The 15,627-nt window shown below is 57.9% G+C and carries 14 protein-coding genes; 7 read left to right on the top strand and 7 right to left on the bottom strand.

Translation table 11 applies throughout. The annotated features are described in order from the left end of the window. The first annotated feature begins 297 nt into the window (after window positions 1-297). Together RI518_RS07020 and RI518_RS07015 are read left to right on the top strand one after the other, a co-directional pair. Window positions 298-720, top strand: a complete 423-nt coding sequence (locus RI518_RS07020) for an RbsD/FucU domain-containing protein (RefSeq protein ID WP_310689695.1) — start codon at window positions 298-300, stop codon at window positions 718-720. Next, a complete protein-coding gene (locus RI518_RS07015; RefSeq protein ID WP_310689694.1) occupies window positions 717-1,925 on the top strand; it encodes an AGE family epimerase/isomerase in 1,209 nt (402 codons plus the stop codon). Before RI518_RS07020 ends, RI518_RS07015 begins: the two co-directional genes overlap by 4 nt. A 44-nt stretch (window positions 1,926-1,969) precedes the next feature. On the opposite strand, the gene RI518_RS07010 is transcribed toward RI518_RS07015, so the two are convergent. The 3 genes from RI518_RS07010 to RI518_RS07000 all read right to left on the bottom strand — a co-directional run bounded on the left by RI518_RS07010 (window position 1,970) and on the right by RI518_RS07000 (window position 5,140). Continuing rightward, entirely contained in the window at window positions 1,970-2,758 is a 789-nt protein-coding gene (locus tag RI518_RS07010) for an ATP-binding cassette domain-containing protein (protein ID WP_310672050.1), read from the bottom strand. After that, complete coding sequence (locus tag RI518_RS07005) at window positions 2,755-3,621, bottom strand: ABC transporter permease (RefSeq protein ID WP_310689693.1); 867 nt, start codon at window positions 3,619-3,621, stop codon at window positions 2,755-2,757. The genes RI518_RS07010 and RI518_RS07005 overlap by 4 nt, the downstream gene beginning before the upstream one ends. A gap of 346 nt (window positions 3,622-3,967) precedes the next feature. After that, the gene (locus RI518_RS07000; protein ID WP_310672048.1) at window positions 3,968-5,140 is read right to left on the bottom strand and encodes a substrate-binding domain-containing protein; all 1,173 of its coding nucleotides are present in this window, start codon (window positions 5,138-5,140) and stop codon (window positions 3,968-3,970) included. A gap of 236 nt (window positions 5,141-5,376) precedes the next feature. Here RI518_RS07000 and RI518_RS06995 point away from each other — a divergent pair, with 236 nt between their 5' ends. Together RI518_RS06995 and aroE are read left to right on the top strand one after the other, a co-directional pair. Further along, window positions 5,377-6,789 (top strand): FGGY family carbohydrate kinase, encoded by a 1,413-nt coding sequence (locus tag RI518_RS06995; RefSeq protein ID WP_310672047.1) that lies wholly within the window; start codon window positions 5,377-5,379, stop codon window positions 6,787-6,789. 75 nt (window positions 6,790-6,864) lie between these two features. Continuing rightward, complete coding sequence (gene aroE, locus RI518_RS06990) at window positions 6,865-7,722, top strand: shikimate dehydrogenase (RefSeq protein ID WP_310672046.1); 858 nt, start codon at window positions 6,865-6,867, stop codon at window positions 7,720-7,722. Between the two features lie 50 nt (window positions 7,723-7,772). On the opposite strand, the gene xylB is transcribed toward aroE, so the two are convergent. Then, window positions 7,773-9,188, bottom strand: coding sequence for a xylulokinase (xylB, locus tag RI518_RS06985; protein WP_397428165.1), 1,416 nt, complete (start codon window positions 9,186-9,188; stop codon window positions 7,773-7,775). 141 nt (window positions 9,189-9,329) lie between these two features. On the opposite strand from xylB, the gene RI518_RS06980 reads away from it, so the two are divergent. Beyond that, on the top strand, window positions 9,330-10,334 hold the full coding sequence (locus RI518_RS06980; RefSeq protein WP_310689691.1) for a Gfo/Idh/MocA family oxidoreductase: 1,005 nt from the start codon (window positions 9,330-9,332) through the stop codon (window positions 10,332-10,334). Between the two features lie 33 nt (window positions 10,335-10,367). Here the strand turns inward: RI518_RS06980 and RI518_RS06975 are convergent, their stop codons facing one another. The 3 genes from RI518_RS06975 to RI518_RS06965 form a co-directional block, all read right to left on the bottom strand. Continuing rightward, a complete protein-coding gene (locus RI518_RS06975) occupies window positions 10,368-11,351 on the bottom strand; it encodes a Gfo/Idh/MocA family oxidoreductase (RefSeq protein ID WP_310672043.1) in 984 nt (327 codons plus the stop codon). A 164-nt stretch (window positions 11,352-11,515) separates the two neighbouring features. After that, complete coding sequence (locus RI518_RS06970; protein WP_310672042.1) at window positions 11,516-12,667, bottom strand: Gfo/Idh/MocA family oxidoreductase; 1,152 nt, start codon at window positions 12,665-12,667, stop codon at window positions 11,516-11,518. Beyond that, on the bottom strand, window positions 12,667-13,509 hold the full coding sequence (locus RI518_RS06965; RefSeq protein ID WP_310672041.1) for an aldolase: 843 nt from the start codon (window positions 13,507-13,509) through the stop codon (window positions 12,667-12,669). The genes RI518_RS06970 and RI518_RS06965 overlap by 1 nt, the downstream gene beginning before the upstream one ends. Window positions 13,510-13,649: 140 nt before the next feature. Here RI518_RS06965 and RI518_RS06960 point away from each other — a divergent pair, with 140 nt between their 5' ends. Continuing rightward, the gene (locus RI518_RS06960) at window positions 13,650-14,705 is read left to right on the top strand and encodes a carbohydrate kinase family protein (protein WP_310689690.1); all 1,056 of its coding nucleotides are present in this window, start codon (window positions 13,650-13,652) and stop codon (window positions 14,703-14,705) included. Beyond that, window positions 14,702-15,627, top strand: a 926-nt coding sequence (locus RI518_RS06955; protein WP_310689689.1) for a class I mannose-6-phosphate isomerase, incomplete at its 3' end; no start/stop codon positions are given. The genes RI518_RS06960 and RI518_RS06955, both read left to right, overlap by 4 nt.

The raw sequence follows: 15,627 nt of genomic DNA, 5'->3' as shown, positions 1-15,627 counted from the left end.
TCTTTTCGCATGTCAGCAGTGAAGTGGTGAGCTTCGATAACCCGCTCATCGGGAAACCCAGCACCAACACCATCTACTTAGCGCGTTGACGATGTTGCTCGGCCTGGCCCTCGGCGCATCCAACCCCGTGGGCCCTCCTCCCATAACCCGGTTCCACTTTTACCCAACGGCCCGCGGGCCGAAGGAATCGTAGGCATTGTTGTTAGGGTGAAGGCACGTCAACGGCGCCCCCGTTGACGTGCCGTGTGGTCAATATCGAAAGGCTTCCTGAAGGGGCCGAGCAGTAAGGGGAATGGCATGCTGAAGGGTGTAGATCCAGTTCTCAGCGGAGGACTCCTGAAAGCCCTTGACGAGATGGGTCACGGCGACACTCTGGCCTTAGTCGACAGGAACTACCCCAGTTACAGTGCGGGCCCGCCGGTGGTCCATCTGGGCGACATTTCGGCTGTCCGGGCCGCTCAGGCAATATTCACCGTTTTTCCCCTCGATACTTTCATCGAGACTCCCCTCGTTCGGATGCGCGCCGACGAGGGCCCAGAAGCCACAGAAACCCACAATCTTGTCTGGCAAGAGGCCACTCGCAATCATCCACAGGCATTGCCAGAGGCGTTGATTCCGCGCCCTGACTTTTATGAGCGAGCGGGCCATTGCGCCGTGATTGTCCAATGCCTCGAAACAGCACCGTACTCATGTTTTATCCTCCGAAAGGGAGTGGTGTGACTCAGGAAAAGATGCCCCAGGATTGGCAGCACTTTCCGCAGGTGGTGAGGCTGATCGATTTTGCGAAGCAATCGGCCAGTGCAGAGCGGGGCTTTGGTTATCTCGACTCTAGGGGTGCTCTGGATCCGAGTGTGCCGCCGTCGCTGCTGGTGACCAGTCGGATGACTTTCAGTTTCGCCACGGGAAGTACACTGGGAATCGACGGTTGTCGCACTTTGGTTGAGCGCGGGGTCAAGTCTCTCCTCGAAGATTTCCACGACACGATAAACGGTGGTTTCCACAGCTCGCTTGGGGAATCTCCGAGTGCCGCCTCGAAGAGTGCCTACGACACCGCTTTTGTCCTCTTCGCCTCCTCCAGCGCATATGCCGCGGGTGTCTCAGAGGCACGGGAAGTCGCCGAAATAGCCCTCGATACGATGCTCAATCGCTTTTGGCGGGACGATTTGGGGATTTTCTCCAACTCTTTCAATGCGGATTTTTCGCTCTCCGAGCCCTATTTAGGCGCGAACGCAAACATGCACTCCGTCGAAGCGTTGATGGCCGCCGGCACCGCTCTTAACGATCCGAGCCTGTTGGACAAAGCTCAGGCCATCTCCCAATTCCTCATCGACCATCACGCCAGAAAGACGCAGTGGTTGGTGCCCGAACACTTTGACCTGGACGGTCGACCCCTCTGGGAATTCAATGCAGACATCCCCGACGACGAGTTTCGCCCCTACGGCGTCACGGTAGGGCATCTCTTCGAGTGGTCTCGCCTGCTCATGGAACTTAGCCAGAGCGGTGTTCGAGACTCAGAGTGGATGCCCGATGCGGCCCGAGAGCTCTACCAGACAGCAAAGCGGATCGGCTGGGCCGCGGATGGCAAAGAGGGCTTTGTTTACACCCTGGACTGGGATGAAAAACCGATTATTACTGAGCGTCTTCTCTGGGTTCTGGCCGAAGCCATTTGTGCGGCTGTCGAAATGACGGCAGAGGGAACGGTGGAAGGCTCCCATCAGGATGTCGAGCGGTGGCAACACCTGCTAGAGACCACGTTTGTGGACTCAACCCATGGCGGCTGGCACCACCAACTCACAGCGGATGGGGAACCCTCATCAACAATCGCGCGGGGTAAACCAGACGCCTACCATTTAATTCAAGCGCTCATCGCACCGCACCTGCCCCGTGGGGCAGGCATCCTCGAGCGCTTACAGCGTCGATTGTGACACAACGAAACTATCCCGCGTCCTCCAGTGTGAGCCCGCGAGTATTAGCTGGCAGAGAGTTGTTGCTCCTCCTGTGGCACGGTGATTGCTCCCGTCATGATTCCCACGGAATCATTCATTGACGCGGTGTCCGGGGTCACAACCGCCGCGCGCACACCGAGGCGTTGCACGTGGATGCGATCGGCGACCTCGTAAACCTGGGGCATGTTGTGCGAGATCAACACCACTGACAGACCCCTGTTCTTCAGGTCTTTCACCAGGTCGAGCACTTTACCCGACTCGCGAACTCCCAGCGCAGCGGTCGGTTCGTCGAGGATGATGACCTTACTCCCGAAGGCCGCGGCCCGTGCGACTGCAACCGCCTGGCGCTGGCCTCCGGAGAGCGTTTCCACGGCCTGGGTAATGTCTTGAAGCGTGCTGATTCCCAAATCCTCTAGATACTGCTCGGCCATTCGACGCATTCCCTTTTTGTCGAGCTGGCGAAAAAATGTGCCCATGAAGCCTTTTTTGCGCACCTCTCGACCGAGAAACAGGTTGGTCGCAATGTCGAGGGCAGGGGAAACGGCCAAAGTTTGGAACACGGTCTCTACACCGTGTTCCCTGGCGTCTTGAGTGCTCTTAAAGGAAACCTCTTCACCCGCAACCCACATCTGCCCGTCATCGGGAGGATGTGCCCCGGCGAAGCACTTAATGAGCGACGACTTTCCGGCTCCGTTATCGCCGATCACGGCCAATACTTCACCCGGGTAAAGATCAAAATCTGTGCCATTGAGAGCGGTAACGGAACCAAAACGCTTGGTCAGTCCACGCCCCTTCATTATTGCCTCGGTCATATTTTCACCTTCCCAATCCACTGGTCAATCCCCACGGCAATGATTACTAAAACTCCGATCGCTGCGGTCCGATATGCCTGGTCCACACCAGCGAGCGATAAGCCCATTTCGACCGCCACCACGATGGTTGCTCCAAGGAGCGCCCCCACGACGGCTCCACGGCCACCAAACAGCGATACTCCACCGATCACCACCGCCGTAATCGTTTGAAGGTTCAACATGGGGTCTACGTTGGGAGACGCCGATCCAACTCGTCCGATGGTGACAAAGGCCGCGATGCCCATGATCAAGCCCGCCACCAGATACACGCTGAAGAGCACTCCGTTCGTGTTGATACCGGTCAATTTTGCCGCCACGGGGTCATCTCCAACCGCGTAGACGTGCTTACCCCATGCCGTATTCCTAAGTGCCCAGGCGAGGATGGCGTACAGAGAGAACATTAAAAGCAAGCCGAAGGTCAAGAAGAAGGGCCCGATTGAAATTCCCTCGCCCAGAAACAACATTGTTTCGGGCATTTCCTTTCCCTGGATGGTGCGAGCCTTAAATAAAATCAGCGTCAGCCCCATGAAGACGCTCCACGTTCCCAGGGTAACGATGAATGGCGGTAAGCCGAACCGGACAATGAGGAAGCCGTTGAGGGCTCCGAAGGCCGTAGCCGCCAAAATTCCCAGGAAAATTGCCAGGTAGGGATTTTGTCCCGCGATGGGGAGAACGTTTGAAGCCATCGCTGAAACGGCCAGGTTCGCCATCAACATCTGGCCGAAAATCATGAGCGAGCCGATAGACAAGTCGATTCCGGCAGTCAGAATGATGAGCGCCTGAGCGAGCGCCAGGGTGCCAACAATCACCGTCTGCTGGACCATTAGGGAGACTGTCGAAGGGAGTAGAAACCTCTCGTTGACGATGGAAAATCCGATAACCACAGCCAGTAACACGGCTAGTGAGCTCAGCCACGGGAACCGATGGAGCGTTAACTGAATGCGACGAGCAACAGTCATCTCCGAGTCAAAATCTCCGCCTACAGCCTCATTGCTTGACGACATTTGTGCCACCTTCGAAACCCCAATCGAATATTTCGGTGAATAAAACAATAGACCACAAAAACTTACGGTCTGCCCAGGCCACAACCTGCCATGGCAGAGCCACTCAGAGAAATCTTGGGGGGGCAAGCCTGCCCCCCCAAGATTGCTCACACACCTTTAGCGGAGATTAACCCCAGGCGTTTTCGATGCAGTACTCGGTCGATTCTTGATCGGCCGCAACCACTGTGTCCTGAGGGTCATCGGTGCACAGAGCAACGCCTGTGTCAAAGAACTCCCCGTTTGCGGACGTGTTTTCAGGCGGTTCTCCGCCTGTCGCGATGTCGTAAATCGCCTGGACGCCGAACGACGCCATCCGCAGCGGATACTGCTGCGAAGTGGCCTGGATCTGTCCGTCCTGGACACCCTCTACACCGGCGAGTCCACCGTCAACCGAAACGACGTAAACATCCTCGCCGATTTCTTTGCCGGCTGCTTCAAGAGCAGCGTTCGCTCCGAAAGCTGTCGGCTCGTTGATCGTGTAAACGACGTTGATGTCAGGGTTGGACGCAAGGCAACGCTCCATGCCGGAACGGCCGCCCTCTTCACTCGCACCAGTTGCTTCGAGGCAAGCGATTTCGTACTCTCCACCGGCACCGGTGGTGTAGTTACCCGAGGTTTCGGCGCTGTCCATTTCTTCGAGGATAGGAACGTCAATTCCCATTCCCATCAGGAAGCCATTTGCGCGGCAGAAGTCCACCGGGACAACGCGGTCGTCGAAGATCACCAGCTGCGCGATGACGGCTTTTTCACCGTCGAGTTTGCCAGCAGTCCACTCACCAATTGCCTCACCAGCGAGGCAGTTGTCGGTCGCAAATGTTGAACTCACGACATCAGCAGGCTCAGTCGGGGTGTCCAAAGCGATCACGAACAAGCCGGCTTCACGGGCCTCCTCAATCGCCGCGTTTACGTTGGTCGACATCGGGACAATCAGAATCCCGTCCTGACCCTGGGCAATCGCGGATTCGATGAGGTCAATCTGACCTTGGTCGTCACCCTCTTCTTTACCCGCGCCGACGGTCAAGTCGACTCCGACTTCCTCCGCCTTCTGGCGGGCTCCCTCTTCCATAGCGACGAAGAAGGGGTTCGTCAGGTTTTTCAAGATCAGCGAAACAGCAGGGGTTTCTTCCGCTGCGCTTTCGCTCGCTGCACTGTCTGCAGCGTCATCTGCCTCGTCAGTCGTCGCCGATGTACAACCGGAGACGATCAAAGCAGCTGCACCTGCAGCCGCAAGACCCGACACAAAACGGCTTTTTTTAAACCGGTTAGTGAACGACATTCTCATCTGCGAGATACCTTTCATTTAATGTTCACCCGGGAGTTCCCAGGCAGGTCGACACTACTCCACAAGGGAGAGCTGTCCGTAACCGCCACTTCGATGCGAAACCGAATTGTTACTTTTGGCCCCGCTCCCCTTCGGTAGGCGAAAAGCTGTCCCTCGTTAACTGAAAAGCCAGGTGAGGCTCTGGACAACTCCCTTCCATCAGACAGCCCTGATGGACCAATTCCTCGATTTTCAGCCCAGCGAAGAAAGCTAGTGTGGTCTTTGTGGTGATGCTCGGTTTAGACCTCGGAACAGGGTCAGTGAAGGCGGCGATCGTCGACTCAGACGCCACGATTCTCTCGAGGGCGAGCAAGAAATACCCCATCGCCTCCCCTTTGGCTGGCTGGGCAGAGAGTGACCCAATGGATTGGCTGAGCGCTGCCGAAGAGGCAGTCTCGCAGGCAGTCCAACTCGGTCCCGAGCGTCCGACAACAATCGGTTTCTCCGGTCAGATGCACGGCGTGGTGTTGACCGATGCGGCCCTCACACCGCTGCGCCCCGCGATTCTCTGGGCAGATACCCGCTCGGCAGCCGAGGCGCGGCAAATGAACGAGGATTTGGGGCCAGCGGAAATGGCGAGGCTTGGCTCGGGTGCTGTCGCGGGCTTTGCCGCGACGACCCTCGCGTGGCTTCACCGTCATGAGCCAGCGGTCATGGCCAAGGCCCGCTACATTTTGCAACCGAAGGACTGGCTGCGGGCGACCTTGGGCGGCAAGGTGGGCACCGAGCCCAGCGATGCTTCCGGAACCCTTCTCTGTGATGTTGCGTCAGGGCAGTGGTCCGAAAAGGCCATGGAGTGGACCGGAATCAGGCCCGAATCTCTCCCTAACATTCGACCCTCCCACGAGCACTCCGGTGAGGTCACCGTTGCCGGTCTCACCCTGGCCTCGGCCTACGGAGGAGCAGATACGGCGTGCGCAATCTTGGGCTTGGGTCTTGAGGTGGGCGACGGCTTTGTGGCAGTTGGCAGTGGAGCACAAATTGTCGCGTTGATGGACGAGCCCCGCCTTGACCCTTCCCTCGCAACTCACACCTTCTCCACCGTCGGCGACAAAGGCTCTCATTGGTATCGCATCGGTGCCGTTCAAAATGCGGGACTCGCACTAGAACCGGCGCTCGCCATGTTGGCCAGCTCCCTCGAGGAAGCTCACGATGCGCTCAGTGAAGGTGTCCTCAGCACAGACCCAATGTTTGTGCCCTACCTGTCTGGAGAGCGGACACCGTTTATGGATCCGGGTCTTCGAGGTTCGTGGCACGGCATCTCACTGGGAACGACACGAAAGATGATTGTGCGCAGTGTGCTGGAGGGTGTCGCGCAGGCGGTAGCTCTTGGAGAGCGGGCAGTCAGTGAATCTGGCGGACTTATGCCCGAAATTCTTCCCCTCATTGGTGGCGGTTCGACTAATCCTGCTTTTCGACAGCTCTTGGCTGATTGCACGAATCGGCCTCTGGCGAGTGTCGAGGGTGGCGACGCTGCCGTAATCGGCGCCGCGTTACTCGGAGCGGGCGCGACGTCTAACCCACATCGGTTGGAACACTCGTTTGTCACACACCCTCGTACCGCCGAGGCAGAACTCCTCAGCTCCCGCCGGGAAAAGATGCTTCGCCTCATCGCCACCCTTCGTTAGAGCACCGCTCCCCCACGCCTACTGCGCACACCCCCGCCGGCCGAAGACCACCTCGACCGGAGTTACACTGGCGAAATGACAAGCTTTCTGTCCGGACTGACCGGCTCGTTTTCGATACCCGCTGACAAAAACCCGACCGTTGCCCTCATGGAGGCCGGCTACAAGGCGAGCAATCTTGACCTTCGCTACATCAACTCTGAGGTCGCTCCAGAAAAACTCGCCGACGCCGTTGCAGGGGCTGTCGCAATGGGCTGGTTGGGGTTCAACTGCTCTCTGCCGCATAAAGAAACCATCCTGGCCCACCTCGATGAAGTGGCACCGAGTGCACAACTTATCGAGGCCGTTAACACAGTCGTGATCAGGGATGGCCGTTTAATTGGGGAAAATACCGATGGGCAGGGTTTTGTCGAGGCCTTGCGCGAAGTGAAAGATCCGAAGGACTCCGAGGTGATGATTTTTGGGGCCGGAGGCGCAGCCCGAGCAATCGCCATCGAGTTGGCACTGGCGGGGGCGCGCAGCATCACCATCGTCAACCGATCAGAAGAAAAGGGGGAAAAACTCGCTCAACACGTCGATCGACACACCGAGACCGCGTGCTCGTTTGCTCCGTGGAATGAAACCGTGTCGATTCCACGCAATATATCGATAGCGGTCAATGCGACCTCGCTGGGTTTTTATCCAGACCATGCACAAACACTCGATGTCGACTTTTCTCACTTTCACCCCGAGTTAGTGGTCGCTGACGTCGTTCCCAACCCGCCAAAGACCCTGTGGCTACAACACGCCGAGGCAGCGGGATGTGTGACTCTCACCGGAATAGGAATGCTGGTCAACCAGGCGTTAGTGAATGCCCGGCTGTGGACCGGGGAAGACCTCGATGGGCAAGTAATGCATCACGCACTGCGCGATGCTCTACAGATCGTTCAAGAGTGACTCTCCGCTTGAAGTGGCCACTGGTGAGGGTGCACACTGCGGCGCAAAAACTAGCCAATTGCTCTTAGATAGCCCCGCAGTGCGCCATCGAACTGTGTCCGCGCAACTGGAGGCGTTTCTTCCGAGCCTCGCGTGAGGAAGTCGGGGCTCCAAGAGGGTCGTTGTCCGGTCAACACCCACGCGGCTTGTTTCGCTGCTCCATACGCGACGTATTCGCCAGGATCTGGCACAAGAACAGGCCGTGCCACAATCTCGCTCACAACCTGCTGGACCCCAAGATTTTGCGCTCCGCCCCCGATCAGCATGAGGCGAGTCAGACTCTCTGTCTCCTCCACGATAGCCTCGAGACCGCGAGAAAGGTTGGACACGACCGCCTCAATCGCCGCCCGGGCAACATTTTCCGGGGTGAAGTTTGACCGAGTGATTCCCACCAGCGATCCGTTCGCCTGGGGCAGGTTCGGCATCCTTTCGCCATCGAAGAAAGGAAGAAAGGTGAGTCCGCCCGATCCGGGCAGTGCGCTGCGCACAGCGCCAGAGACGTCGTCCCACGACATTCCGAGAAGTTGCCGGCTGGAATCGATGGTTCGTGCGGCATTCAACGTGGCGACAAGAGGCAGATACACGCCGGCGGCATCAGCGAAACCCGCGACCGTCCCGGTGCCATCCTTCGCTGGCGTGGAGGTGACACCAAACACCGTGCCGCTTGTGCCAAGCGACATCACCACATCGCCCACTTGGGTGTCAAGGCCCAGCGCAGCCATTGCGTTGTCACCACCGCCAGGACCCATTATCCAGCCGTGCTCAGAGGCACCGGCTTTCTCGCTAGCGCCGAGAACTCGAGGAAGGACTACGTGATGGCCTAGGACAAAATCAAGGATGTCGTCGTCATACTCGTTGGTCACGGGAGAGAAGTATCCGGTCCCGCTCGCATCTGAGCGATCTGTCACAAGTTCCTCAAGCGCGGGACCAAAACGAGACTGTCCCATCGGGCCAAACCCGCGCAACCGCCACGTCAGCCAATCGTGAGGAAGGGCCACCGCGGCGATTTGCGACGCGAGCTCTGGCTCGTTGTGTCGCATCCAGGCGAGTTTTGTCGCGGTGAAGGAGGCCACGGGGACTGATCCGGTGCGTTCGGCAAGATTCCCGGCACCAAATTCAGCAATGATCTGGTCGGCCTGCGCGCCAGAGCGCGTGTCGTTCCATAGCAGGGCGGGCCGAATCACCTGCCCGGAGGCATCAAGCGCAACAAGCCCGTGTTGTTGAGCAGCGATCGAAATTGCTTCCACTTCGGAGTAATCAACCTGACCGAGCGCCTCCTGGAGCGCCACCCACCACACTTCGGGGTCGATTTCTGTTCCCTCCGGATGAGCCGCGGTGGCTTCGGAGAAAATGTCGCCCGATTCGACATCGACGACGAGTACCTTGCAGCTCTGGGTTGACGAATCCACACCGATAACTGTCGACACTGTGACACTGCCTCTCTGCTTTGCCCGACTCTTCATGCTAGCCAAGATTTCACCCAAACTATCGGGGCAAAACCGCGGCGCTGGGAGTCTGGGCGTGTCCCCGACTGCCTCGGAGAGGTGTGGATGCAGTAGCCTCTGGAGATGGAATTTCCCGCCCCCCAGACCTTGTCGCCAGAGAGCATCCCCGTCCTGAAATGGGGTATCGTCGCGCCGGGTGAAATCGCCAGCATGTTTGCCGATGCAGTGAACACTTACGGCTCGCAACAGATTACGTCGGTTGCCTCGCGCTCAGTGGAGCGAGCGCACGCCTTTGCCCTCCAGCACTCGATAGACAATGTCTTCGCCTCCTACGATGACCTTTTTGCCTCGGACGCAGTCGACGCCGTCTATATTGCCAATCACATCGACGGGCACCTGGAGTTAGCAAACGCCGCTTTGCACGCCGGAAAACATGTACTGGTCGAGAAACCCCTGCACTACTCCTCACAGGAGAGTCGGGAAACACTTGCGCTGGCGCGAGAGAAGGGGCTCTTGATGACGGAGGCCATGTGGACTCGGTACCTCCCGCAGGCGAGCGTGATCAGGCAGATCCTGGACTCGGCGGAGTTTGGCCGACCGGAGCACATGATGGTGAGCTTCGCCGTGGATAATCGAGCGATCCCCCGGCTGTGGGAAAAGGGCTCAGGCGGCATCACCTACGACATGGGTATTTACGCTATTGCGATGGCCTACCAGGTGTTTGGGGCACCATCGACGGTTACCGCCACCGGGAGACGGACCGCCAACGGTCTCGATGAGGGGTCTTTGGTTCGCCTCGATTACCACTCCGGGGCAGCGGCCACACTGATGATTTCTGGTGTAGCGAGCTTTCCCTGCGATGCGGCAATTTCCGGCGAGAGATTAGCACTCACCCTCGACCACCCATTTTTTGTCCCGACGACCTTGCGGCTTTCTGACAAAGAGCTTTACCACTCCGAGCAGTCCTGGTCGGATGGCCAGGCCGCGCGAGGACACTCCGGGCTTTTCTACCAGGCGGAATGGTTCGCGCACTACGTCTCACAGGGACTTACCGAGTCGCCGGTACACCCCCACGAGGAGATTGTCTCTAATCTTGAAGTGGCAGAAGAAATTTATCGCCAGATCTGATCTTTTCTTTCGCCATTTTGGCTGGCGGGCCGGTCACAGCACCCAATCCAGTACGCGGATTGCGTGAAGACCGTCCTCAATCGTCGCCAGGTTGGGCGAAGGTTTTCCCCGAAGTGTTCCCGTCCACTCCACAAGCTCGTTGATATATGCCTGGCGGAAGCGCGAAATCCAGTTTTCTCCCAGCTCGAAACCCGGCTCGGCGGGGCGAGCATAATCCTTCACTACGGTGACGTCACCCCAGTTTCCGACACGAATGACACCGCGTTCGAGTGTCAATTCGGCGCGCACGTCGTATCCGTAAGAATTGTTGGCAAATATGTCGGCGACGACCATCACACCGTGCGCTGTCGTCCCAGTCAACACAATCGGGTCCTGGGTGCCGTCAGGAGCGGCGGAGCTTGAGCGCCCGGCCACCACGGTGAGTTCTGACCACTCATCCGAGAGAAGCCAGCGAAGCGTGTCGATCTCGTGGACGGCAATGTTGGTCAGCAGCTCTTCACTTGTGATACCCGGCGACGAGACGTTACGAGTTGACGCATTGACATAGAGCACATCACCCAAGTCACCCGATTCGATGATGTTCTTCACCTCAACCAAGGGGGGATCAAATCGCCGCATAAACCCCAGATGAATGAGCGGGTGGCCAATGTCATTTAATGACTCTCGGGCACGCACGGCCAGTTCTTCGCCATCTTCACGTGTCTGGGCTAGAGGCTTTTCGCATAGAGCGGGCATTCTACGAGACAGACACAGCTTGATACTCTCGGCGTGAAAACGATCGGGCGATGCGATGACAACTCCATCAAGTTCAGCCCCGTCGAGCATTTCTTCCAGGGTGTCAAACCCTTGACCCTCGACGCCCCAACGATTCATGACCTCCTGGCGGAGGCTGCCATCGGGTTCTGCGACAGCCGCCACAATCACACCAGGCGTCTGGGTGGAAAGGTATTCGATGTGGCCGGAACCCATTACTCCGGCACCGACGACCCCGATTGTGAGAGTGCTTTCTTCAGACATTCCGGCCCCTAACCGATCGATAGAGGGAACCATACCGTGACTTCGCTACCTCTGCTGCGGGGAACCGACAGCCTCCATTGTGCCCTCGTTGAAGGGCCCCTTTACACCGTTGCCAAGAGGAAGGGTTGGCCCCACGAGGCCCACAGCCTGTCGTCCGGTTGGGCTCATGAAGCCAGCGGTACACCAGCTCGCGAAATTGAGTCCATCCCCGCGCGAAAAATTGCGTGCGTTGCCACCGCTTCCTCCGGTGTTACGCAACGAAAACCCTCATCCAGCAATCCTTCTCGTTCTGCAAGAAAGGACGCCCACATTTGGAGTATTGAGTCGGAAAACCCGAACTCAAAGTTTGGGCCGGTCACGCTGGGCCAGACCGACTGGCTTCCCGCATCGATTTGCTGCCAGACCTGCTCTTTACCGTGACCTGGCACGTCAACCACTGAGAAGGTCTCGACCGATTTCGGGTTCTTCGTGCTGAACCGGACCGCGCCATCCATTCCCACTGCTTCAAATACCCAAGTATTTTTCTGCCCGGGATCGATGCGTTTCGTTTCGGTCGTCAGGGGGAAGGACACACCCTCGTGGCGTGCCCAACTATGTAACACGACATTGTCCCAGGTGTCGCAGGGAACGAGCGAACCATCAGAATCAACACGCTCAGTCACAATGTTCTGAAACACCCCATGAACAGACTCTGGTTTCCAACCCAATCGCAGTGGCACGTGCCAGGTGTGCATCCCCAGATCATTGAGGACGCCCGCCTCGCCGCAGAACGCAGCCTGCCGCTTCCACCCGATGGGTTTTGATCGGTCGAGATCACTGGAGTGAAGGAAGCTGTTGCGGGCTTCGATAATCGAGCCCAACGCACCACTCCTAATGTAATCAACAGCCAACTGAGCACCAGGGAAAAACGGCATCTCGCTCGAACACCGAACAAAGCTTTCGGGATGCTGCTCACTCACCGCCAGGATGGCGTCCGCCGCAGCCTGGTCAATGCCGAAGGGTTTTTCCGCCAACAAGCTCTTACCGGCCGCAATGACATCGGAGTAAATGCGCTCATGAAGGTCGTGGCGCACGGCGACGTAAATGACATCAATCGATGGGTCGGACAGCAGTTCTCGGTAGTCGGTGACCTTTGTTTTCACGGTGTCAATGTCATCGAACCATTCCATCGCCGACTCATTAATGTCACACACCGCAGTGAGACGCGGGCGCACTGGATGATCGATGAGGGCAGGCCATCGTTGCAGCGCAGCCGCGACCTCTCGGCCCATCAGACCCGCCCCGAGGATCGCAACGTTTACCTCTTTCGCGGACACTACGGCGTCCCCTCGATCAGCCCGAGTGCCTCGTCCACACTGGCTCCCTCGTGGAGCACCGCCATTAACGCCGCAGTAATCCCCCCGGGTGAGGGGTGTTGAATGATGTTTCTTCCATAAACAATTCCTCTGGCGCCCTGATCGAGAACACCAACAGTGCGCTCCAAGAGGACACGGTCGCCCACTCTTCCGCCTCCGCGGACCAACACCGGCACATCTCCTGCGACGTTGATAACTTTCGAATAGTCAGCGACATTGTCAGTGGGGTCAGCCTTAATCAGATCCGCACCCAACTCTCGGGCTTGCCGCACGAGGGTGACGATTTTGTCGGTGTCACCGTCAACGGCGTATCCCCCTCCCGCTTCCGCGTTATCTCGCATCACGAGAGGTTCAATCATCAACGGCATGCCGAAACGAGTGGCCTGCTCTCGCAGCGCCATGATCGACTTAATGTTGGCCTCGCGGATCTCGGGGCGCCCCGGCAAATGCATGAGGTTTGCACACACCGCAACCGCATCGAGGCGGACTGCCTCCTCAATGGCGTGGGGAAGGTGATGACTAAAGAGGTACGGATCGAGCGGGTTACCGTACACATTTGCCACATCGGTGCGCAGTACCAGGGCCGGTTTGTTTTTGCCGGGAAGGCTTTGGAGAACTCTGGCCTGACCAATACTGAGCTGAACGGCATCGGGGTTTGCCGCCACGAGAGTGGCGATGACGGCATCCATATTTTCTATTCCCGTGAGGAAGGACGCTTCCCCGAACAAACCGTGATCGACAGCGACGTCGAGAGCTCTTCCGGATTCCCTGTTGAAAAGCCTATTGAGACGAAACGATGACATATCTTGTGAACTCCCCTAAGCGACTCGATCGCTGTCATTTCCCACAACCGACACCTGTGTCAGAGTATCCGCGTTGCGATAACCTTATCTAGCTGGGCCTTGAACCCTCCACTCGGCGAAGAATGTGAGACAAAAAGCACATGCATTCGATTGCTGTTGCGGGTCACATCTGCCTGGACATTGCGCCCCTTTTATCTGATCAGGCGCGCATTGACCCTGGCTCTCTCGTGGAAGTAGGGCCCCTCACAGTGACCTTAGGCGGTTCGGTCGCGAACACCGGTGGCGCATTGACCTCCCTGGGGATGAATGTCTTCCCGTATGCAACGATCGGTGACGACGAGCTCGGGAGGCTTTTGACAGAGAAACTCACTGAGGAAGGGTTCTCCGCGCCACAATTATCGGTCTCACCCCGTCTGGCCACCTCGTACAGTTTGGTGATCGAAAAAGAGGGTGTAGATCGAACCTTTTGGCACCACACCGGAGCAAATGCTGAATTCACTGGCGCTGCGGTCGATTCGGCCCAACACCCACTCCTCCACATTGGATATCCGCCCCTTCTACCCGGGTTACTGGAGAACAACGGCGACACGCTGCGACATTTATTTGCCCGGGCCCGCGCAGCGGGAGTAACGACTTCTCTCGACCTGGCCGTTGTCGATCCCGATTCTCCGGTGGGCTCACTCGACTGGGAAGCCATCCTGCACTCCATTTTTGGGCAAACAGACATCGCCACCCCCAGCCTCGACGACCTCACCTCGGCCCTGGGTATCTATCAGGAGTACTCCCCCGAGGGTGTCGAAGCGCTCGCTGAGCAATTAATCACACAGGGTGTAGCGATAGTGGCGATATCCGCTGGTCAACACGGTCTACATCTTCGGACTGCATCTGAGAAACGACTCCGTGAGGGCGGCGCTGTCCTTGCAGCACTGCCAGATAGCTGGGCAGATCGCTCGATCACGGTAGCGCCCCTGCCGGTCGACCACCCGGTGACCACGAACGGCGCCGGCGACGCAAGCACAGCAGGTTTACTCTTTGGGCTATCCCGCGGCGCAACCCCAGAGCAGGCAGCTGAGCTCGCCGTGACCTGCTCCGCCGTCGCGATGAACGCAGCGCGGCCCACCCCACAAGCTGTCAGTCAACTGAGCCCGGCGCTGGCCAGTGTGTTTTACGACCAGGGAAGAAAGGAACGTCAATGAAGCCGATTCGACTGCCCGCAAACCAGCCACCCGCCAGGTTTTACCAAGGCGGAGAGCGCATTGCTGAGTTCCGAGGAGAGGGAAAAGCCCAGCCGAACACCCCGGAAGACTGGGTGGGTTCGACGACAAGTGTCCGCAATTGTGCACCCGAGGGAATGACTCGTCTGCCCGATGGACGTTTACTAGAAGACGCCGTCAACAGCGATCCCGAGCTCTGGTTGGGGCCAGAGCATGTTGCTCGCTACGGCAGTGATTCGATGCTGCTTGTGAAGCTCCTCGATGCGGGCCAGCGCCTCCCCGTTCACGCACATCCTGACGGCGACTTTGCCGCGTCATTTGTGTCTGCTGCTCACGGAAAGGCGGAGGCGTGGTACATCTTGAGCCCGGGCACCGTGTACTTGTCGTTCACGAAAGACCTAAGCGCTGAAGAGTTGTTTTCCTTTACCAAAACCCAAGACATCAGCACTCTGCTCTCGTTAATGCATGAAATCTCTGTCGAGCCAGGCGATTGCGTCTTTGTGCCCCACGGAGTGATGCACTCGATAGGGGCGGGGATTTTTCTCGCAGAGGTCCAAGAACCAGAGGACCTCTCCATTCTTCTGGAGTGGGAGGGTTTTGATCTGGACGGTGTGAAGGACGGACACCTCGGCCTGGGATTTGATGTGGCGCTCACGGCAGTGGAGACCACAGGGCGCTCGAAATCAGAGATTGAAGGCCTTATTCGACGAGGAGTGGTCGACGAAAACGCCCTCACCGAAGAGGCAAGTCCGTATTTTCGACTTGACAAGGTCGATACGAGACAGGATTTTCTCGCCGGTTTCGCTATCTTGATTGCGCTCGGCGATTCGGTAAAACTCCACTTAGGAGATCAGGAACCACTCGAGGTCCCCTCCGGTTCTACGCTGCTCGTGCCCCACGCCGC

This window comes from Pontimonas sp., from assembly GCF_031581085.1.
GTDB lineage: Bacteria > Actinomycetota > Actinomycetes > Actinomycetales > Microbacteriaceae > Pontimonas.
The sequence above is the reverse complement of the archived record's forward strand: the minus strand, read 5'-3'. Positions and strand labels throughout refer to the sequence as shown.